23 protein-coding genes are annotated in these 18,951 nt (G+C 46.4%); 15 read left to right on the forward strand and 8 right to left on the reverse strand.

From position 1 onward, the window contains the following. Positions 1 to 5 precede the first annotated feature (5 nt). A complete protein-coding gene (locus tag BUB81_RS15495) occupies positions 6 to 725 on the reverse strand; it encodes a substrate-binding periplasmic protein (protein WP_073324242.1) in 720 nt (239 codons plus the stop codon). A gap of 113 nt (positions 726 to 838) precedes the next feature. Beyond that, on the reverse strand, positions 839 to 1,222 hold the full coding sequence (locus BUB81_RS15500) for a hypothetical protein (RefSeq protein ID WP_073324243.1): 384 nt from the start codon (positions 1,220 to 1,222) through the stop codon (positions 839 to 841). Between the two features lie 156 nt (positions 1,223 to 1,378). On the opposite strand from BUB81_RS15500, the gene BUB81_RS15505 reads away from it, so the two are divergent. Both BUB81_RS15505 and BUB81_RS15510 read left to right on the forward strand, forming a co-directional pair. Then, on the forward strand, positions 1,379 to 1,717 hold the full coding sequence (locus BUB81_RS15505; protein WP_073324244.1) for a P-II family nitrogen regulator: 339 nt from the start codon (positions 1,379 to 1,381) through the stop codon (positions 1,715 to 1,717). Between the two features lie 127 nt (positions 1,718 to 1,844). Further along, entirely contained in the window at positions 1,845 to 2,546 is a 702-nt protein-coding gene (locus tag BUB81_RS15510; protein ID WP_073324447.1) for a sugar-binding protein, read from the forward strand. Here the strand turns inward: BUB81_RS15510 and BUB81_RS15515 are convergent. The 3 genes from BUB81_RS15515 to BUB81_RS15525 all read right to left on the reverse strand — a co-directional run bounded on the left by BUB81_RS15515 (position 2,536) and on the right by BUB81_RS15525 (position 8,429). Further along, positions 2,536 to 4,053: a sensor domain-containing diguanylate cyclase gene (locus BUB81_RS15515; protein ID WP_073324245.1), complete on the reverse strand. Its 1,518-nt coding sequence runs from the start codon at positions 4,051 to 4,053 to the stop codon at positions 2,536 to 2,538. The two genes, BUB81_RS15510 and BUB81_RS15515, sit on opposite strands and share 11 nt — an antisense overlap. A 153-nt stretch (positions 4,054 to 4,206) precedes the next feature. Next, complete coding sequence (locus BUB81_RS15520) at positions 4,207 to 6,426, reverse strand: GspE/PulE family protein (protein WP_084526636.1); 2,220 nt, start codon at positions 6,424 to 6,426, stop codon at positions 4,207 to 4,209. A gap of 257 nt (positions 6,427 to 6,683) precedes the next feature. After that, positions 6,684 to 8,429, reverse strand: a complete 1,746-nt coding sequence (locus tag BUB81_RS15525) for a DUF4153 domain-containing protein (protein WP_073324246.1) — start codon at positions 8,427 to 8,429, stop codon at positions 6,684 to 6,686. A gap of 104 nt (positions 8,430 to 8,533) precedes the next feature. Here BUB81_RS15525 and BUB81_RS15530 point away from each other — a divergent pair, with 104 nt between their 5' ends. Next, positions 8,534 to 9,016: an acyl-CoA thioesterase gene (locus BUB81_RS15530; protein WP_073324247.1), complete on the forward strand. Its 483-nt coding sequence runs from the start codon at positions 8,534 to 8,536 to the stop codon at positions 9,014 to 9,016. 712 nt (positions 9,017 to 9,728) lie between these two features. Here BUB81_RS15530 and BUB81_RS15535 read toward each other — a convergent pair. After that, complete coding sequence (locus tag BUB81_RS15535) at positions 9,729 to 9,923, reverse strand: hypothetical protein (protein ID WP_073324248.1); 195 nt, start codon at positions 9,921 to 9,923, stop codon at positions 9,729 to 9,731. Beyond that, the gene (locus tag BUB81_RS22190; RefSeq protein WP_175555825.1) at positions 9,916 to 10,074 is read right to left on the reverse strand and encodes a hypothetical protein; all 159 of its coding nucleotides are present in this window, start codon (positions 10,072 to 10,074) and stop codon (positions 9,916 to 9,918) included. Before BUB81_RS22190 ends, BUB81_RS15535 begins: the two co-directional genes overlap by 8 nt. 395 nt (positions 10,075 to 10,469) lie before the next feature. Here BUB81_RS22190 and rpsJ point away from each other — a divergent pair, with 395 nt between their 5' ends. From rpsJ to rpsQ, 11 genes are read left to right on the forward strand one after another with little or no spacing between them, the layout of a single operon-like run. After that, entirely contained in the window at positions 10,470 to 10,781 is a 312-nt protein-coding gene (gene rpsJ, locus BUB81_RS15540; protein ID WP_010179497.1) for a 30S ribosomal protein S10, read from the forward strand. An 18-nt stretch (positions 10,782 to 10,799) separates the two neighbouring features. Beyond that, positions 10,800 to 11,438, forward strand: coding sequence for a 50S ribosomal protein L3 (gene rplC / locus BUB81_RS15545; protein WP_073324249.1), 639 nt, complete (start codon positions 10,800 to 10,802; stop codon positions 11,436 to 11,438). Between the two features lie 18 nt (positions 11,439 to 11,456). Then, positions 11,457 to 12,062, forward strand: coding sequence for a 50S ribosomal protein L4 (rplD, locus tag BUB81_RS15550; RefSeq protein ID WP_073324250.1), 606 nt, complete (start codon positions 11,457 to 11,459; stop codon positions 12,060 to 12,062). Beyond that, on the forward strand, positions 12,059 to 12,358 hold the full coding sequence (rplW, locus tag BUB81_RS15555) for a 50S ribosomal protein L23 (RefSeq protein ID WP_073324251.1): 300 nt from the start codon (positions 12,059 to 12,061) through the stop codon (positions 12,356 to 12,358). Before rplD ends, rplW begins: the two co-directional genes overlap by 4 nt. Before the next feature lie 14 nt (positions 12,359 to 12,372). Then, on the forward strand, positions 12,373 to 13,197 hold the full coding sequence (rplB, locus tag BUB81_RS15560; protein ID WP_073324252.1) for a 50S ribosomal protein L2: 825 nt from the start codon (positions 12,373 to 12,375) through the stop codon (positions 13,195 to 13,197). A gap of 15 nt (positions 13,198 to 13,212) precedes the next feature. Then, a complete protein-coding gene (gene rpsS / locus BUB81_RS15565) occupies positions 13,213 to 13,488 on the forward strand; it encodes a 30S ribosomal protein S19 (protein ID WP_070125806.1) in 276 nt (91 codons plus the stop codon). A 10-nt stretch (positions 13,489 to 13,498) separates the two neighbouring features. Then, a complete protein-coding gene (gene rplV / locus BUB81_RS15570) occupies positions 13,499 to 13,831 on the forward strand; it encodes a 50S ribosomal protein L22 (RefSeq protein ID WP_073324253.1) in 333 nt (110 codons plus the stop codon). A 9-nt stretch (positions 13,832 to 13,840) separates the two neighbouring features. Then, complete coding sequence (rpsC, locus tag BUB81_RS15575) at positions 13,841 to 14,545, forward strand: 30S ribosomal protein S3 (protein ID WP_073324254.1); 705 nt, start codon at positions 13,841 to 13,843, stop codon at positions 14,543 to 14,545. 2 nt (positions 14,546 to 14,547) lie between these two features. Beyond that, entirely contained in the window at positions 14,548 to 14,958 is a 411-nt protein-coding gene (gene rplP / locus BUB81_RS15580; RefSeq protein ID WP_073324255.1) for a 50S ribosomal protein L16, read from the forward strand. Continuing rightward, positions 14,958 to 15,149 (forward strand): 50S ribosomal protein L29, encoded by a 192-nt coding sequence (gene rpmC / locus BUB81_RS15585; protein WP_073324256.1) that lies wholly within the window; start codon positions 14,958 to 14,960, stop codon positions 15,147 to 15,149. The genes rplP and rpmC overlap by 1 nt, the downstream gene beginning before the upstream one ends. After that, entirely contained in the window at positions 15,149 to 15,406 is a 258-nt protein-coding gene (rpsQ, locus tag BUB81_RS15590; RefSeq protein WP_073324257.1) for a 30S ribosomal protein S17, read from the forward strand. Before rpmC ends, rpsQ begins: the two co-directional genes overlap by 1 nt. 569 nt (positions 15,407 to 15,975) lie before the next feature. Here the strand turns inward: rpsQ and BUB81_RS15595 are convergent. Continuing rightward, positions 15,976 to 17,031: an NAD(P)-dependent alcohol dehydrogenase gene (locus tag BUB81_RS15595; protein WP_073324258.1), complete on the reverse strand. Its 1,056-nt coding sequence runs from the start codon at positions 17,029 to 17,031 to the stop codon at positions 15,976 to 15,978. A 331-nt stretch (positions 17,032 to 17,362) separates the two neighbouring features. Here BUB81_RS15595 and waaA point away from each other — a divergent pair, with 331 nt between their 5' ends. After that, positions 17,363 to 18,673: a lipid IV(A) 3-deoxy-D-manno-octulosonic acid transferase gene (waaA, locus tag BUB81_RS15600; RefSeq protein WP_073324259.1), complete on the forward strand. Its 1,311-nt coding sequence runs from the start codon at positions 17,363 to 17,365 to the stop codon at positions 18,671 to 18,673. The last annotated feature ends 278 nt before the right edge of the window (positions 18,674 to 18,951 follow it).

An 18,951-nucleotide genomic window follows, 5' to 3' on the forward strand; every position in this document is an offset into this window, starting at 1 on the left:
GCCAATTAATGTTGTGGCTCTTGCTGCGCCAGGTAAAAACGATGCCGAATATGAGCAAAGTCACTATTGGCCACGCCATCGCGAAGAATTTTCTCCAATTCTGCTTTGTGTAAATACAACCAGGAGTCTTTATTTATAGCAACGTGCTGCTCGAGCTCCTTCGGAGGCTGAAAATCAGCTGGTCGAATACGACTGCACAAGTTTTCGGTGATCAGCCTGGAAAAAGTACTTTGCCTAACGTGAAGAAACGCATCAATACGCCTTTTGAACAGCAGGTCAATTTTTTGCTCCAGCGACACAGCCGGCACAATGTGCTCTTCGGGAATGTGTTTTAACAGGCTTTGTCGACTGGCATTCCGGGTAACGCCGATTGTGAGGTGATCGAAGCTGTCGATGGATTGAATTGTCGACTCGTTCCCCGCTAACACAAAAATAGCCAGACTGAGTGACTCATAGGCTGGGTTCAGACGTTCGGTGTTGCTACCAATAGGCGCGACGCTTGACACCCCAACCATAATGTCCAGTGTTCCATTGTCTATAGAACGTAGCCTTCTGGCATAGGGCATAGTGCCAATCTCACTGGGCACATGCAGTTTGTCTGCAAAGTAGGTTAAATATTGCGTATGCAATCCGTCAGGAAAGTTGGTCGAAACGGCCGAGCGTAATACATCATTGCCGTATACTCCCCATGACACTATGCCAAAAAGCAACACCCAATACCGCATAATGAACAGGTTCCTTTGCGAACGAATATCTCATCATACGGTAGCCGCCCTGACTTGCAAATAACCTATCAACATGCTGGCAACAGGGCGGATGAATTATTCCATGGACAATATTATTCGCACAAAGGCTTGCCCCACCAGTCACCGTCTTCTACGTATTTTACGACTAAGCCATTGTGAATCAGTAACGCATGGGAGTTATAACCGGTGTCCTTGCCCACCATATTTCGGTAATTGACGGTGGCACACACCAGGTAGCCGTAATACACATTATCTAATTCGTTGCCCAACCAGTACCGACGCGGTTTACTGATTGCAGCATAGTCAATAGAGTCAGGGTGAGTCAGATGATAACCGTAATACGTTTTTACGATATTCTCGTAGTCTGTGGGGTAACTGCCATAATCTGCTTCGTCAATTTCTTTCTCGGTTGGCAAGGTAGTACACCCAGTTAGCAAGGTTGCAATACCTGCTGCACACAACAACGCTTTGTTCATAATCATCCTCAAACAAAATTGATTATTTTCGTAAACCCGATATGGCGATTAATAACTTAAATCACAAGCACCGAACTTGCCGTTAAGGTAAATTCGTTGGTAAATCAGTGATAAATAGTACAGACTGGGCATATTTAGTACCAGTATCACTCGGTTATGAAAAAAGTCACAGCAATTATTAAACCCTTTCGATTAGAGGAAGTCCGTGAGGCTTTGGCGCAAGTCGGCATTAATGGACTGACTATTGGCGAAGTGCATGGTTTTGGTCGCCAAAAAGGGCACAGCGAATTGTATCGCGGTGCGGAGTACGAAATAGATTACGTGCCCAAATTGCGACTGGAAATTGTGATATCTGATGACCTGCTTGACCGGGTTTGTGAAGCCATTATAACGGCTGCCCGAACCGGTAAAGTCGGTGACGGAAAGATATTTGTAGCGGATGCTGAGAAAGCCATTCGCATCCGTACGGGTGAAAAAGGCCTGGATGCCCTGTAGGGGCCGAAGCGTGAAGGAGCGGTAGCAGGTGTTGAACAAAACTATCCAAAAAAACAAGATAGCCAGCGTGACCAAAACGGTATCTAAATGGCTGACCAAAGGTACGGTTGTGGGTGCATTGGCTACCATGCCGGTATTTGCCAAAGACATTGAGGTAACAAAAGCAGCAAGCCCTATCACCATAGATGGTGTGGCTAGTGAAGCTGCCTGGCAGCAGGCTGAATGGTTGCCAATGACAGAGTTAATGGTTGGTGACATGCCGACGCCAGAGGATTTCTCGGGCCGATACAAATTATTGTGGGACAACGAACAGTTGTATCTTATGGCTGAAATTGTCGATGATGTATTGTGGGACAACCACCCGGACCCGACCGACAAATACTGGGACGACGACTGCCTTGAAATCTTTATCGATGCCGATGCGTCCGGCGGTAACCACTTAACCAGCTACAACGCGTTCGCCTACCACATTGCGCTGGATGGTAATGTGCTGGACATTGGTCCGGACAAAGGGGAAGAACAAAACTACGTTATTTTGAATGACCATGCCAAGAGTCGTTGGACCCGTTCCGATAAAGCGCCATTTGCAATAACCTGGGAAGTCAGCATTAAAATATTCCCCGACACGTTTACCGAGGCTAAACCCGGAGAGCCGTTAGCATTAAGCGCAGAGCAAGTGATAGGCTTTATGCTGGCGTATTGCGATAACGATGGCAGCGTTGAGCGTGAGCACTTTGTTGGCTCTCACGCCGTCGAAGCGGTAAACGGCAGCAAAAACCTGGGCTATATTGATGCTTCGGTTTTCGGCAAAATCGTTCTTAAGCCATAGCTTTTTGCTGTTGCTTTTGCTCGTACATGAGCATGTCGGTTTGATGCAGCAACGTTGATAAATCTGTGTGGGGCACATCTATAATCTGAGCACCCACACTGGCTGACACAGGCAAACTGAGTGCACCGATGCGCAAATCCAGATGCATCAGCCGCTGTTTAATACGCTCTATCATACGCTCGCCAATCGCCCGGCTATGACAATGACTCATGATCACAAACTCATCGCCGCCAAGTCGCCCAACAATATCTTGCGGGCGGCATTGCGCATTCAAGATCTTAGCTAATATTACCAATGCGTCGTCGCCTACTGCGTGACCATGAATATCGTTTACCTGCTTGAAGTTGTTCATGTCTATAAACATCATCACCAGGAAGCCTCCTTCATGACGATGCTGTTTCAGTAACTGATTGGCGGCATCTTCCCATCCACGTCGATTCAACACCGGACACAAGGTATCGCTGGCGGCATTTAAATAAGCCGCAATTTTGTCTTTCTGCAGCCGTTTGACTTTTTCTGAGGCGGCGACCGCCAGTAAAAATGCCTCAATGGTGACTGCAATGATTAAGGCGTAGCGATGCAGGAATTCACTGAAATGAGGGAGGTAGACTCTAAATATCATTGCCGCGAGCAACAGCAGCAGCGACACAAATACCAAACCTGAACAGTGAATTTTTCGAATCATGGCATAGATAGTCGCCACAATAATTGCCACCATGCTGAGCACCGTTAAACTGCCCATTGCGAGACTGGTAAAGTGGTTGTAGGGAGAGGGCAGTAGTACGGTTATCGCGCCCAAAAACAGCACCAGTAGACCCGCGTAGCGAATTAACATGTGTTCCCACTGCCGCAGTATCAACTGGAATTCAAGCAGCTTGCTAATAAAACGCTGTGCGGTATAAACAGTGAGTCCGGCGAAAATCAGTTTCAGGCCAACACTGTGTAACCAGGCTGCTTGCGGCAGCAGCACTTTCAATACGCCTTCTTGAAGGACAAAAAAGAAACCAGCGCTTAGAATGTATGCGCTGTAGGCGTAAAAGCCTTCGTTTCGCAGGCTTCTGCCTAACACGCCAACATATAAACTGAGGGCAATACACAATCCGGCAAACCCGCTAATTGTCAGCAAATGCATATTATTGTATTGCTGAAATTGCGCTAAAGGAGCCAATTGCAATAGTAATTGCCTGTCTCGCTCTGCATCTACTGTGAGTGTGAAAGTGAAATTGCCCGCCGGAAGCAAATACGCGGCTCTGGCACTGCTTAACGGCACAATATCGACATCGGAAGCTGTAAAAATTCTTGGATTATTAACAATGTCTAAGGGAAAACTGAGTGCGCGTGGGCGATCGAGGTAACAATGCACCTGAATATCAACAATGCCAATACTCAGGTTTATGGGGGTATTTATTGCCTGGCGGGTTGGTTGAGTAACAATACAATCTGCCAGGGTATAACCCGGCGCGCAGCACAATAAGCAGAGTAGAAAACGCAACAACACTCTGTACATCTTTCGTCCATGAATTTAAGAATATACAAAGGACTATGTTACGATTTATAGACTAAAGTTGAAAGAGCAGGTCGCAGATTTATACTATCTTACGACCATTTAACTCAGCGGAACAGCGAAAAGCCAGGTGAGCAACGAGGCGTGTGTCGGGAGTTAATCTCCCCCAACAATTTGCACCTGGGCCAAATCGGTATCACCTTTTATTACCTTAAAGATGGCATCCTGCACCAGAGTACGCATGCCGTCTTGCATTGCTTGTTGCTTCATCTCTGCCACAGAGGCTTCTTTGTATACCATTGAGCGCAGAGCTGGCGTCATACCAAGTAATTCGTGCACCCCGGTCCGGCCGCGGTATCCGGTATCACCGCACTCTTCACAGCCTTTCGCTTTGTATAGCTCAAGCGGTTCCGGTAGGTTCAGTTCCGCCAGCAATTGCTCGCCATACTGGCGTTTAATAAAGGCCATATCGGTGTCGGTGGCGATATATTTTTCTTTGCAGTTTGAACATAAGGTTCTGATCAGACGCTGAGCCAGAATACCCACACAGGCATCAGAAAAGTTAACCGGGTCCAGACCCAAATCCAGCAGACGGGTAATGGTTTCAGGCGCTGAGTTTGTGTGCAGGGTAGACAATACAAGGTGGCCTGTTAGTGAGGCTTCAATGCCCGCATGCGCGGTTTCCTTGTCACGCATCTCACCGATAAGAATAATATCGGGGTCGGCCCGCAGGAAAGCGCGTAATGCATTCGCGAAGGTAAAGCCAATCTTTGGACTTACCTGGACCTGCTGTAGTCCGGGTTGGGTGATCTCAACCGGATCTTCTGCTGTCCAAATTTTCTTCTCAGGGGTGTTTAAGTAGCCGAGAATGGCATGCAGCGTGGTGGTTTTACCTGAACCGGTGGGGCCCACCACCAATAAAATACCGTGAGGTTTTTTAATCATTTCCTCGAGGCGCTGCATATTGGCCGGTGCCAGGTTCATTTTATCGATGGGCATAGCGCCCCCCGATGCCAGGATACGCATTACTACGCCTTCACCTGCAACGGTTGGAATGGTAGCTACCCGCACTTCAACCAGCTGACCACTCATACGAAATGCCAGCTTACCATCCTGAGGAACACGTTTTTCGGCGATATTCAGGTTAGACATGATTTTAATACGGGCGATTACGGCACTGTGGTGCGAGGCGGGTACCTGGTTTATGTCACGACATACACCGTCGATACGCATACGCACTCTAGTGGGCCCGTTTTTCTCAGGGTCTATGTGAATATCTGAAGCATTGAGTCGTTTGGCGTCATGCAGAATCCGGCTTACCAGACGAACAACTGCAGGTGCGTCGTCGGATAATTCGTCGATGTGTTCGTCCGACTCCTCGGCAGACGTGCCGATTTCGTCGAGGATTTCACTCATTTCGCCTGGCGCGCCACCGCCTACAGAATCCCCTAAATACTGTAAAATATGGTTAGGCAGTCCTACCGCGATATCGTAGCTGTCTATACCCAGCGCGCTTTCGATTTCCATCAACAGCGAAGCATTATTAGGCTCAGCCATTAATACCGTGGGCTTATCCCGGGCGTCAGCAATAACTGCTACAAAATTGCGCTTCAGGTATGAGCTGTTGAGTTTGCTTTCACTCTGAAACAGATGAAACTTGTCCGGGTCGAACGGAATAAATGGCACCTGATAATGAATAGACAGCGAATTCCCAAGCTTGCCTTCATTTATGCGATATTCCGACATTAAGCGCTGAACCGTCTGACGCATGTCTGCACTGGATTCTTGCAGGTCTTTCAACGCCTTTTCACTGATCAGTTCTTCGTGCAGCAGCAGGTCGAAGGGGTTTTTCGTTCCACCCAGTTCATAGCGGAATTTGTTGCCAAGGACTTCAGTTAGCGCTTTAGCAATCGCCATGTCGCGGTTGGTAAATGGCCCCTGTTCTTTGTTGATAATTTGCATTACGCCCATCATCACACCGGCGTTTAAAATGGGCATGCACAGAATATTTCGGGTTTTGAAATCGCTGCTTTTGTCAAAGCGATCGGCAAATCGAAGGCGGGGGTGAATAGCCGACAATTCTTCGGTGTCGTAAGGGTTAGATATAATTAGCGAACGCTGCGACAACGCCACATAGCCTGCAATCGACAACGGACTGATCGGCACTTTGATTTCGAGAGTTTCTTTACCCGTTTTAAACCTGGCGACCAAATCCTGATGTTGGCGGCGACGCTGGAAAATACTCATGCGCTGAGCATTAAACAAACCCAGTATCAGCGGCTCGAGATCTTTATAGGCATCCATAAGCGTAGGATTGTTCGCTAGGATGGTGTTGATATCGTTAAACACCTGCTGATGATTATTTTGTTCAGACATACACTACAACATTTAACTGGAAACAGAGTTCAAAACACTCAGTGGGTGGCAACGCCACAACTGACTGGCTGTGCGGGCTTCGTATTTATTCGTACAAGTAGCCCAAATTACTAACGTTTGCTTTAGTTTAGCACCATATACCCTAAGTACACGCCGGGCAATAGTCTATAGGGCAAAGACGACGTAAAGCGTCAGGCCGGACGGCTAGGCCTGGTATTAAGCGTTACGTCCAACGCTACCATTTGGATGCACATGCGCTAATCGTCGTCTTTTACGTTGTGTCGGAGAGACACGTCTATTGTCCATTCGCCAATATGCATTTGCTTATATTTGGGCGTCTTGTATTCGATACTGAGGTCACCCAGCGATTCAATCAACGGGACTTCGGGCTGGTTTTCAGCAGGATGAAGCGTTTGAATTGTCAAAGATTGCCAGGCCTGCTGGACGCGGGCGTATAGGTAAAATGAACGAAATCCGTTAATATTCTCTTGTATCAGCAGGTACTCCATTTCGCCATCCTCATTGGGGTCGGCTTCCAGCAGGTACATGTGTTTGTTGTTCATTAAGCACCAGCGGTTTTGGCTACGGTCTGTGTAAATTTGATCCAATAGTTCGGTTGGAGCATTGCACCCATTAAGACACTCAATGTTGCTTAACACCAACAGCTTGTCATCTTCACTGTTTAACAGCTCATTACTCATATACAGCCGATTCAGTCGCACAACGAAGTTTGGGTTCGTGGTTTTGTAATCTGACTTCCATTGCTGAATAACGTCATAGCCGGGCTTAGCAAGGTGACGCTCAAAGTATTGAATATCGATCTCTTCCAGGGTTATATCGCCCGATGAAAGCCGGGCTACCTGGTCCTGAACAGTGAGCTTTCTGAGATCGAGAGCCGGGCTGTTGATGGCTATAAGTACCAGCATAAACACGCAACCCATCGAGACATTGACTTTACCCAGCGAGCTAATCCATGCATCGCGTTGGCGTATTATCCCAGCCACATAGCCAAGAGCAAACAACGCCAATAAGGCCCAGACAATCATTCCCCAATAACGGCTTAGCGACCAGCCATATTGATCGATACGCGCGGTGAGACCATAAAATACCAGTGCGCTGTAGCAGGGAAGCAGAAGAATACCCAGATAGATAAAGCGATGTAATAGCAGGCCATAGGGACGCTCTTCAGCGTCGTTCTGATACACGCTGTTAAGAGCAAATAGAATGCATGCCTGCATCCACAGAATTAAATAGCTACCCGGCCCATTTTCCCAAATCGGCGCCAGCCCGGTGAATGGCAAAGCAATGAGAAAGAGCAGAGAGATAAACACCAATAGCACTAACAGGTATTTGAGCAACGCTTGTTGGAGCCGCTTAATGGTATCGACAATAAATGTAAGGCTTCGAATAAGAATGATGCCAAAGGCGAGCGCCATCGACAAAATAGGATAGTAAAACCATTCTTCAGTAAACAATTCATAAAAGAAGTCGACGTTAATGACCTTGAATAGCCCGGCCCAAAGCATCAACACGCCCCAGGTAACCAACGTGAACACCAGCGCCAGCCCGAAAGTAAGCAGGTTTCGCCAGGAATAGCTAAACAGCTTTGGGTATGCAAATGCCTCTTTATTGGCCCAGACTTGCAAGTACATCAGTACCTTGAATGTTAGCAACGCAGTGGAAAAACAAAACGGAAACAACAAGTCTTCTACGTCAGCAAAGGGCAGCGGAATAACCTGCAGGCCGGTGTAGTAAGCCAGTGAAGAACAGAGCAAAGAGAAGCCAACAGCCCCCAGCGTAAGTCGTTTAATGTTGTGTTCATTGACCGCTAACAAGAAGAGCGTAGGGCATATCAGTACAAAGGCGTAGAGCGAATATAGTGCAGTAGGTGAGGTGGCCGGCCAAAAACCAAACTCAATAGATTCGTGCAGAATGAGTAGGCAAAAGCCCTGCACTAATGCAACTAACAGCATTATTAATGTGGGGTAGCGCGACGTATCCATACGGTATCATCCTGAATTGTAATGCATTCCAATGTACAGTAAGTTGGTAGTACAAAGAAAGCCTGTCAACTTCACAGGCAAAAAACAAAAACAGGACTCAGTAAATGCCCGGACAACAACGAACGCTTACCCTGCGCTTTTTAGCAGAACCTGCAGATGTGAACTTTGGTGGAAAGGTTCACGGCGGCGCAGTAATGAAATGGATAGATCTGTGTGCCTACGGATGCGCAGCAGGATGGAGTGGTAAATACTGTATAACAGCTTATGTCGGTGGCATGCACTTTGTAAAACCTATACTGGTTGGCAGTATGGTGGAGGTAGATGCCAAGGTTATTTACACCGGCAGAACCTCTATGCATTTGCGTATTCACGTACGAGCAGGTGATCCCAAAAGCACAGAGCGCGAATTGTGCACCCATTGTATTGCGGTGATGGTCGCAATGGACGAAAACGGCAAACCAGCGCAAGTACCAGAATGGATACCAGAGACCGAGCAGGACAAACGTCAGCACGAGTCAGCGGTTAAACTCATGGAAATGCGTAACAGCATACACGAGGAAATGACCACGTATCTGGATGCCGATTAATTGCCAGAATGCTTCCGGTAAAAGCGAATGCTGGTAAACAGCATGGGTATCGGTGCTATTAAAAGCAGCTTACTTTCAGGTGCCGACCAATCTACGGGGTGACCACTCGCAAAAGTAATAAGGCTAGCTGCAAGCCAGAGTAGCCAGCAAGCGATAGTGAACAAGCGTGCATAACAGCTGAATCGGGTAACCATTCTATTTATTCGTGTATTCTTTTGATTTCGCAGAATTTGAAAGTAAACCATTAATAATAAATAGAAGGGTGGTATTAGTGGTGGGGTTTGCATATATGCTTAACCCTGCAGTGAAACAGCTATAGGTCATGTCAAGCAAACCAAAAGTGATTACGGTGATTAAGACAATTCTGAAACCTATCCAGCTTTCTTCTGTCGGAGGAACTGATTACCAACATCGAGACATCCTTATAAAATTATTCTTGCTTTGGTTCATTGCCATGTTTCGAGTCACAGCTATCCGTTAAATTCTATTTTTAAGCCAATGTATATTCATGAGTAAGTAAGCAATACCTGTGAACAATACTAAGCATAGAGCTGAAACAAGACTTGGATTCGGTTCGCTAGTGAAGACCAGAAGCAAGATAACAAAAGCGAGGATTACGACAATGACTGCTAGGACTAGCCAAAGAAATCGGAACATAAATTTACCTAGTTAAATGTAAAAGGGATGGGGGAGTCCCGTCCCTTTTTTCTCATTAATTACGAATAGAGTGAGCTGCCATCGCTATGCCGTATAAGCCTGCGCCAATTGCCACTCCATACCCGATGCCTTTTCCTAGTCCAATAAGAAATGGGACAATAACAAATCCACCATTAACTGATTCCATTTCAGTGAAAGTTAGATCAGTTATATTATCTGTACGAGAGTCAACATGCCCAAACTCAGTCATAAGAAGCCCCCGCGCCGGCTGCAAAAGCAGCAGTTGCTAGGTTTAAGCCAATATCGATACCAATAATTATTGCTATTAAAGGTACGCCCCCTGATACACTTGTAGTAACTTCATCGTCTAAGACGGTGATGTGGTTTGAAGTTGAATTCATAAGTCATTTTCCTTTTCCGTTTTACAAAATATCATTTCCAATGAAATGCATTTGCAGAATAGTGAAGCTATTGGAAATAAACAGCTGGGCAGAAGTACGGTTATAAATCCTGTAATTACGCAAATAAAATTAGATTCGTTGTTGCATTAATCACATCAATCTGTATAATTCGCGCCCACTTGCCCTGTGTTCAACACAATTTGGGCATGGTTTCGGCCGCAGCCACACTGCTTTTAGGGTGGGTGCCAAAGCAACGTCGCAAGACGAAGCGGGCGTGTCAGAAACAAAGAACAAGGTTCCAATTGGGAATCACTGGTTTATACGCACATCTTTTCATCCCGTACGAAGGGGAGTGAGGAGATGATTTTTTTGTTCTTTCGATTGGAGCTTAATCGATGCCAAATCAAAGAATTCGTATTCGTTTAAAAGCGTTTGATCACAAGTTGATCGATCAGTCTACGGCTGAAATCGTTGAAACGGCGAAACGTACTGGTGCTCAGGTCAGCGGTCCAATTCCACTGCCTACTCGCAAAGAACGCTACACAGTTCTGATTTCTCCGCACGTTAACAAAGACGCGCGTGATCAATATGAAATCCGTACTCATAAGCGTTTGGTAGACATCATCGAGCCAACTGACAAGACTGTTGATGCTCTGATGCGTCTGGACTTGGCAGCCGGCGTTGATGTTCAAATCAGCCTGGGCTAATAGAAGAGGGTTATAACAATGGCGATTGGTCTAATCGGTCGTAAAGTGGGTATGACTCGCATCTTCACTGAAGATGGCACGTCTATCCCTGTGACTGTTATTGAAGCGACCCCAAACCGTGTTACTCAGGTTCGTTCTGAGGAAACTGACGGTTATCGCGCACTGCAAGTTACTGCAGGCACCAAAAAAGCGAACCGCGTAAACAAAGCTTCTGCAGGTCACTTTGCAAAAGCTGGCGTTGAAGCTGGTCGTGGTCTTTGGGAATTCCGCCTGGAAGATAACGAAGGTGCAGACATTGAAGTTGGCAGTGAAATCACTGTAGAAATCTTCAATGACACCAAGAAAATTGACGTAACTGGTACGTCTAAAGGTAAAGGTTTTGCTGGTGCAATCAAGCGTTGGAACTTCAGTTCACAGCGTATGACTCACGGTAACTCTTTGTCACACCGTGCTCCTGGTTCAATTGGTCAAAACCAAACTCCAGGTCGCGTATTCAAAGGCAAGAAAATGGCTGGTCAGCTTGGTAACAAGCAAGTGACTACTCAGTCTTTGGAAGTAGTACGTGTAGACGTAGAAAATAACCTGTTACTGGTTAAAGGTGCCGTACCTGGCGCAACTGGCGGCGACTTGATCGTTAAGCCAGCTGTTAAAGCGTAACGTCTGGGAGTTGAACTGATGGAATTAACATTGAAAGACGCGCAAAGCGCTCTTGAAGTATCCGAAGCGACCTTTGGACGTGAATTCAACGAAGCTCTGGTTCACCAGGTTGTTGTAGCTTACGGCAACGGTGCTCGTCAGGGTTCTAAAGCGCAGAAGACACGTTCTGAAGTACGTGGTGGTGGTAAGAAGCCATGGCGTCAAAAAGGTACTGGCCGTGCACGTGCTGGTACTATCCGTAGCCCAATCTGGGTTGGCGGAGGCCGTGCGTTTGCTGCTAAGCCTCGTAGCTTCGAGCAAAAAGTTAACAAGAAAATGTATCGCGGTGCGATCAAGAGCATCTTGTCTGAACTGGTTCGCCAAGAGCGTCTGGTTGTAGTTGAGAAGTTTGGTGTTGAAGCACCTAAGACTAAAGCTCTTCTTGCTAAGCTTAACGAACTGGAACTGAACGATGTATTAATCGTGACTCCAGAGGTAGATGAGAACCTGTTCTTAGCGGCACGCAACTTGTACAAAGTTGACGTACGTGACGTTGCAGGCATCGACCCAGTAAGCCTAATCGCGTTTGAAAAAGTGCTGATTACTGCAGATGCAGTTAAACAGCTTGAGGAGGCGTTAGCATGAACGAAGAACGTCTACTGAAGGTGCTTCGTGCACCTCACGTTTCAGAAAAGTCTACTATGGCTGCTGAAGCGAACAACACTGTAGTATTCAAAGTAGCTAAAGACGCGAACAAAGCTGAAATCAAAGCAGCAGTTGAAAAACTGTTTGAAGTTGAGGTTGAAGGTGTTCGTACTGTAAACGTTAAGGGTAAAACCAAGCGTCACGGTATGTCTTTCGGTAAACGCAGCGACTGGAAAAAAGCCTACGTAGTGCTTAAAGAAGGTCAGGACATCGACTTTGTCGGTGGCGCTGAGTAAGAAGGGGATTAGAAATGCCATTATTGAAAGCTAAGCCAACTTCTGCCGGTCGTCGTCACGTAGTTCAGGTAATCAACCCTGATCTGCACAAAGGTGCACCTTATGCACCTCTGCTGGAAAAAAACAGCAAGTCTGGCGGCCGTAACAACAATGGTCGTATTACCGTACGTCACATCGGTGGTGGTCACAAAAGTCACTATCGTGTAATTGACTTCAAGCGTAATAAAGACGGCATTCCAGCGAAAGTTGAGCGTTTAGAATATGATCCAAACCGCTCTGCAAACATTGCTTTGGTTCTGTATGCAGATGGTGAGCGTAAGTACATCCTGGCGCCTAAAGGCATCCAGGCTGGTGACACAGTTCAGTCAGGTTCTAACGCACCAATTAAAGCGGGTAACGCTATGCCTATGCGCAACATGCCAGTGGGTACTGTTGTTCACGCAATTGAAATGAAGCCTGGCAAAGGTGCACAAATTGCACGTTCTGCTGGTGCTAACGCTCAAATCCTGGCACGCGACGGTAACTACGTTACTTTACGTCTGCGTTCTGGCGAAATGCGTAAAGTATTGTCTGATTGCCGCGCCACTATTGGTGAAGTAGGCAATGCAGAACATATGCTTCGTTCACTGGGTAAAGCAGGTGCCAACCGTTGGCGCGGTGTTCGTCCTACCGTTCGTGGTGTTGCCATGAACCCGGTAGACCACCCACACGGTGGTGGTGAAGGTCGTACTTCTGGTGGCCGTCACCCAGTAACTCCTTGGGGTGTTCCTACTAAAGGTAAGAAAACCCGAAGCAACAAGCGTACTGATAAGCTTATCGTACGTCGTCGTAACAAGTAATAGCGAGGATTCACCATGCCACGTTCTCTCAAGAAAGGTCCATTTATCGACCTTCACTTGCTGAAGAAGGTAGAGGCTGCAGTGGAAGCGAACGACCGTAAACCAATTAAAACTTGGTCACGTCGTTCGATGATCATCCCAGATATGATTGGGTTGACCATTGCGGTCCATAACGGTCGCCAACATGTACCTGTCATCGTAAGTGACGAAATGGTCGGCCACAAGTTGGGCGAATTTGCGCCAACGCGTACTTACCGCGGCCATGTCGCGGACAAGAAAAGCAAACGTTAAGGGGTAGGAAATGGAAGCTTTAGCTAAACACCGTTTTGCCCGCACGTCGGCTCAAAAAGCACGCTTGGTTGCGGATCAAGTTCGCGGACTGCACGTTGAAAAGGCTCTTGAGCTTTTAACGTACAGCCCTAAGAAAAGCGCAGCGCTGATTAAGAAAGTATTGGAATCAGCCATCGCCAACGCAGAACATAACGAAGGTGCAGACATTGATGAACTGCGCGTTTCGAAAATCTTCGTTGACGAAGGTCCAACAATGAAACGTATCAAGCCACGTGCCAAAGGCCGTGCTGACCGTATCTTTAAGCGCAGCAGTCACATCACTGTGGTTGTAGCGGATAACTAGGAGTAGATAATGGGACAGAAGGTACATCCTACGGGCATACGCCTGGGTATCAGCAAACCATGGACTTCTACCTGGTACGCTAATACTGCGGATTATGCAGACAACCTGTATAACGATCATCAGGTACGTCAGTACCTGACTAAACAATTGAAGAACGCTTCACTTTCTAAAATCGTGATCGAGCGTCCTGCTAAGAGCATCCGTGTGACTATTCACACTGCTCGTCCAGGCGTTGTAATCGGTAAGAAAGGTGAAGACGTTGAAAAGCTGCGTAACTATGTTTCTAAGCTGGCCGGTGTGCCTGCTCAGATCAACATTGCAGAAGTACGTAAGCCTGAGCTTGATGCACAGCTAGTAGCTGACAGCATCTCAAGCCAGCTGGAACGTCGTGTTATGTTCCGTCGTGCTATGAAACGCGCAGTGCAAAACGCGATGCGTCTAGGCGCCAAAGGTATCAAAGTTGAAGTTAGCGGCCGTTTGGGCGGTGCAGAGATTGCACGTTCTGAATGGTACCGTGAAGGTCGCGTACCTCTGCACACTTTCCGTGCGGACATCGATTACGCAACCTCTGAAGCGTCAACTACTTACGGTATCATCGGCGTTAAAGTATGGATCTTCAAGGGTGAAGTTCTAGGTGGTTTACCTACAACTCAAGAGCCGGCTGCGCCAGCTCAACCTAAGAAGAAAGGCCGCAACGCTAAGCGAGAGGGCTAATCATGTTACAACCAAAACGCATGAAATTCCGTAAGATGCACAAAGGCCGTAACCGTGGTTTGGCCGCTGGTAACTCTGTTGCCTTTGGTACTTTCGGACTTAAAGCGACTGGCCGTGGTCGTATGACTGCACGCCAAATTGAGGCTGCTCGTCGTGCCATGACTCGTCACGTTAAACGTCAAGGTAAAATTTGGATTCGAGTTTTCCCTGACAAGCCAATTACTGAGAAGCCTCTTGAGGTTCGTCAAGGTAAAGGTAAGGGTAACGTTGAGTACTGGGTATGCCAAATTCAACCAGGCCGCGTACTGTATGAGATGGAAGGTGTTCCTGAGTCTCTGGCACGCGAAGCGTTTGAATTGGCAGCGGCTAAACTGCCATTTAAGACAACCTTTGTAACTCGGACGGTGATGTAATGAAAGCAGCTGAACTGAAAGATAAAAGCGTAGAAGAGCTGAATGCAGAGTTATTAAACCTGCTACGCGAACAGTTCAACTTACGCATGCAGCATTCAACTGGCCAGCTTGAAAAAACCGACCAGTTGAAGAAAGTGCGTCGTAGCATCGCGCGTGTTAAAACCATTCTGACTCAAAAGGCTGATGCGTAATGACTGAACAAAAAATTCGTACAGTACAAGGTCGTGTGGTTAGCAACAAAATGGACAAGTCTATTGTTGTTGTTGTAGAACGTTTCGTTAAACACCCTATCTATGGGAAGTTCATTAAGCGTACTACTAAACTGCACGCTCACGACGAAAGCAACGTGTGCAACGAAGGCGATACAGTAACTATTCGCGAATGTGCACCTATCTCTAAGAAGAAAACTTGGATGTTAGTTGACGTTGTTGAGAAAGCTGGCGTTTAATCGCTGACTTTTGTCAAAGCTTAAAAAAGCCGCTCTTTGAGCGGCTTTTTTGTGCTTGTTATTTGTGGTCAAAACCTGCCAAATCTCCAAGATATTTTTCCTGACTATTCAGTCAGGTTACTTTATAAATCAAATTAATATAAATCTTAATAAATAGCTTTTTGTTCGACATTGATAATACAAGCTGCAAAAACTATAGAATTCATAGTTAAACTACTGATATAGATAAATAACATAAAGGTATTCTTGATTTTATGAATAGCCTCTACAGCCATATGTGCTGCTTAGAAAGCATAGATTTAAATGTTTTAAGGAAAGCGTTGGGTCGAGGGCGAGTTATTTTTGCTTATGTGGTGTGTTAAATACAAAGACGCATTCTTCGATATATATAAGTGCATGATTATATTGTTTTAAAATGACGTTTTAGCAGTAATTTGAAAGTGGTTCAAAAATAAACAGCTGATCAATTTGCAACTTAAGTTGAATTATTTACCGGTTGATTGCTTTGGCTGGTTAGGCGGGAGTGAATACTGTCGGCCAACAACAATGCTGTTGGCCGATATATGGCATTACGCGTTTTTCAGAGATGCCATATCAATGACAAAACGATATTTAACATCGCCTTTTTTCATGCGTTCGTAAGCAGTGTTTATGTCCTGCATATCCAGCATTTCAATGTCGCAGGCTATATTGTGCTCAGCACAGAAATCTAACACTTCCTGCGTTTCGGCTAGTCCGCCAATCAATGACCCCATGATAGAACGACGCTTTAATACCAAGGCTGCGGTATTAAGCGCAGGTTCAAGAGGCGTTAACTGACCAACCACAATGTGAACGCCGTCATACTTCAGGCAATTCAGATATGGATTAAAGTCGTGTTCTACCGGAATGGTATCTAGCAAATAATCGAATTGTTCTGCAGCAGCGGTCATCTGTGCTTCATCTGTCGATATAATCACATGATCTGCCCCCTGGCTGAGTGCTTCTTCGACTTTGCTGACTGAGCGCGTAAAAATAGTCACTTCAGCCCCCATCGCTTTGGCAAACTTAACGCCCATATGACCAAGTCCACCCATGCCGAGTACACCTACTTTGTCACCCTTTTTAACACCAACGTGTTTCAGCGGAGAGTAGGTTGTAATACCTGCGCACAGAATCGGCGCTGCGGCGGCTGGATCAAGTGCTTCGGGAATTGAAAGCACAAAGGATTCCTTTACTACGATAGCCTCTGAGTAACCGCCGTGATTTGGTGTACCATCTATGCGATCTACACCACCGTACGTACCATGAATACCTTCTTCGCAGAACTGTTCCTCGTCGTGCTCACAGGCACCGCAATGGCCACACGAATCGACCAGACAGCCCACACCTACTTTATCACCTACACTAAACTTAGTGACGTCAGGCCCGACAGCGGTAACAGTACCAACAATTTCATGACCAGGTACAATTGGGTAGCTGGTGCCGCCCCAATCATTCTCTACGGTATGAAGGTCTGAGTGACACACACCACAATAGTCTATGGAAATCGCGACATCGGTATCACGCAGATCACGACGTTCTATATCGAGCGGGTGAACTCCCGAGTCTGGTGCAGTAGCACCGTAAGCTTTTACTGTCGTCATAATTCCTCCTTCTTTGAGTCGTTTAATTTTGACGGATAGCCGCTTTGAATTCAGCCACGATACTCTCCAGTGTTTGCACAATCCTATAAAACTAAAGGCAAATGTTGTAAGTCATTCCTGTGAAGTACGCGGTTATATCGCCGCAGGCTTTGATGTTGTTGTTACTCGAAAAAGAAGGGCTACGATCAAAACTAACCAGTTACTTTTAGGGCATGCGCAAAAGGTTTTGCAATATCATTGGTAAGAAGGCGTTATAATATCAGCCTTGGCTTCGCCATTTAGTCGGCGCAGTAAACCACACTAATAATGATTGCAGTGATTATAACTAACAATGAATAACGACACGCCTACCTACAAGCCTACCCTCGCTCAGGAAGCCTTTCGCTGGTTCTATTCACTATTGCTGTTAATGGCGATTCCCTTCGCGTTCGTTAATTTTTTACTCAAAGGCAAGGAGCAAAGGAAACAGTCCGGGCGGACGCGCTTTGAACGATTTGGTCTGGTTGCCCCTGTTCCCAAGAAACACGGGTATTTATTTCATTGCGTGTCGGTAGGTGAGGTGGTTGCCGCATCCTGCCTTATAAAACGTATTATGCAGGAGCAGCCGGATGTTCAAATTACCGTTACCACGACTACTGCAACCGGCTCTGCCCGCGTAACGGATATGTTCGGTGATACTGTTCACCACTTTTACTTACCCTATGACTTACCTGTAGCCATGAGCGCCATGCTGAAACGTGTTCAACCACGACAGGTATTAATTACTGAAGTAGAGCTATGGCCGAATTTAATCCACACGTGCTGGAAACAAGGTATCCCGGTTGTTGTTATTAATGCACGGATGACAGATCGTTCATCGCGGCGATATAAAAAATTCCCGATACTGTTTGAGCCATTGCTTCGAAAGCTTACTCATGTTTGTGCGCAGGGAGACCGAGACTATACAAACTATCTTTTCCTCGGTATGGAAAAAGAAAAGCTTACGCTGACGCAAAATATTAAGTTTGATCAGGCCGCGGCCCTGACGGCGGCGAAAAGTGATTTTCTGGGGTTGGCAAATGCAGAACGGTACATACTGATTGGCGGCAGTACACATGAGCCGGAAGAGTCAATATTACTCGGTGTCTATAAGGCACTCAAAGAAGCAAACCCCTCGCTGTTACTGATATTGGTACCACGTCACCCAGATCGTTTTGAGGCCGTATCGAAACTAATTGAAAAAGCAGAACTTACTCTCGTTAAAAGCGCCGACAACCCGGTTATCAATGACGACTGTGATGTGTTACTGGTAAATGAAATGGGCCGACTAAATGCCGCTTATGATGTGGCTGATATTGCATTTGTGGGGGGCAGTATTGCCCAGCGCGGCGGTCACAATGCGCTTGAACCGGCCGCCAAGCAGTTGCCTGTAATTATGGGAACCAGTACGCATAACAACCCTGAAATTTGCAGTAAATTAGCGGAGTCTGGCGGCCTGAAAATTGTTAGCGATGAAGCTGAACTTTGCAATCAGGTTGCGTATTGGCTTAACCACACTGAAGAACGAAAACAGGCTGGTTTAGCGGGTTACCACACCGTCACTAAAAACAGCGGCGCACTGGATAAGACACTGGTAGTTGTGAATAGCATACCGCACTCATAAGTTGTTTGTTTTTAGCTAAAAATAAATAGTGAGATTACTGGATTACCATTCACAGTATAAAGGTGCACGCAGATACAGCCGTTAAGATGTCATAGCAATACGCTTGCTTTTCGAGCCAGAAAAATCAATCCCTGCTGATGTGTTGATTTTCGGGTTTTCAAAAAGCTAAAGCCCGGCCTAACTAATGGTGAAAAAAAAGCGTCCAAAAAACGATCACCAAAATTGGGCATAACGCCATAACAATGCCCTGTTTTGGTGTAAAATCGTATAATATAGAA

It is taken from the genome of Marisediminitalea aggregata (assembly GCF_900129565.1).
GTDB classification, from domain to species: Bacteria; Pseudomonadota; Gammaproteobacteria; order Enterobacterales; family Alteromonadaceae; genus Alteromonas; species Alteromonas aggregata.

Excerpts from the sequence above, each read along its gene's own strand:
- rpsC (WP_073324254.1), top strand. The coding sequence starts at position 13,841 with ATGGGACAGAAGGTACATCCTACGGGCATACGCCTGGGTATCAGCAAA.
- BUB81_RS15495 (WP_073324242.1), bottom strand. The coding sequence starts at position 725 with ATGCGGTATTGGGTGTTGCTTTTTGGCATAGTGTCATGGGGAGTATAC.
- BUB81_RS15520 (WP_084526636.1), bottom strand. The coding sequence starts at position 6,426 with ATGTCTGAACAAAATAATCATCAGCAGGTGTTTAACGATATCAACACC.
- rpmC (WP_073324256.1), top strand. The coding sequence starts at position 14,958 with ATGAAAGCAGCTGAACTGAAAGATAAAAGCGTAGAAGAGCTGAATGCA.
- BUB81_RS22190 (WP_175555825.1), bottom strand. The coding sequence starts at position 10,074 with ATGAATTCAACTTCAAACCACATCACCGTCTTAGACGATGAAGTTACT.
- waaA (WP_073324259.1), top strand. The coding sequence starts at position 17,363 with ATGAATAACGACACGCCTACCTACAAGCCTACCCTCGCTCAGGAAGCC.
- BUB81_RS15595 (WP_073324258.1), bottom strand. The coding sequence starts at position 17,031 with ATGACGACAGTAAAAGCTTACGGTGCTACTGCACCAGACTCGGGAGTT.
- rplC (WP_073324249.1), top strand. The coding sequence starts at position 10,800 with ATGGCGATTGGTCTAATCGGTCGTAAAGTGGGTATGACTCGCATCTTC.
- BUB81_RS15500 (WP_073324243.1), bottom strand. The coding sequence starts at position 1,222 with ATGAACAAAGCGTTGTTGTGTGCAGCAGGTATTGCAACCTTGCTAACT.
- rpsQ (WP_073324257.1), top strand. The coding sequence starts at position 15,149 with ATGACTGAACAAAAAATTCGTACAGTACAAGGTCGTGTGGTTAGCAAC.
- rplD (WP_073324250.1), top strand. The coding sequence starts at position 11,457 with ATGGAATTAACATTGAAAGACGCGCAAAGCGCTCTTGAAGTATCCGAA.
- BUB81_RS15510 (WP_073324447.1), top strand. The coding sequence starts at position 1,845 with ATGCCGGTATTTGCCAAAGACATTGAGGTAACAAAAGCAGCAAGCCCT.
- BUB81_RS15525 (WP_073324246.1), bottom strand. The coding sequence starts at position 8,429 with ATGGATACGTCGCGCTACCCCACATTAATAATGCTGTTAGTTGCATTA.
- rpsJ (WP_010179497.1), top strand. The coding sequence starts at position 10,470 with ATGCCAAATCAAAGAATTCGTATTCGTTTAAAAGCGTTTGATCACAAG.
- rplW (WP_073324251.1), top strand. The coding sequence starts at position 12,059 with ATGAACGAAGAACGTCTACTGAAGGTGCTTCGTGCACCTCACGTTTCA.
- rplB (WP_073324252.1), top strand. The coding sequence starts at position 12,373 with ATGCCATTATTGAAAGCTAAGCCAACTTCTGCCGGTCGTCGTCACGTA.
- BUB81_RS15530 (WP_073324247.1), top strand. The coding sequence starts at position 8,534 with ATGCCCGGACAACAACGAACGCTTACCCTGCGCTTTTTAGCAGAACCT.
- rplV (WP_073324253.1), top strand. The coding sequence starts at position 13,499 with ATGGAAGCTTTAGCTAAACACCGTTTTGCCCGCACGTCGGCTCAAAAA.
- BUB81_RS15535 (WP_073324248.1), bottom strand. The coding sequence starts at position 9,923 with ATGACTGAGTTTGGGCATGTTGACTCTCGTACAGATAATATAACTGAT.
- rplP (WP_073324255.1), top strand. The coding sequence starts at position 14,548 with ATGTTACAACCAAAACGCATGAAATTCCGTAAGATGCACAAAGGCCGT.
- rpsS (WP_070125806.1), top strand. The coding sequence starts at position 13,213 with ATGCCACGTTCTCTCAAGAAAGGTCCATTTATCGACCTTCACTTGCTG.
- BUB81_RS15515 (WP_073324245.1), bottom strand. The coding sequence starts at position 4,053 with ATGTACAGAGTGTTGTTGCGTTTTCTACTCTGCTTATTGTGCTGCGCG.
- BUB81_RS15505 (WP_073324244.1), top strand. The coding sequence starts at position 1,379 with ATGAAAAAAGTCACAGCAATTATTAAACCCTTTCGATTAGAGGAAGTC.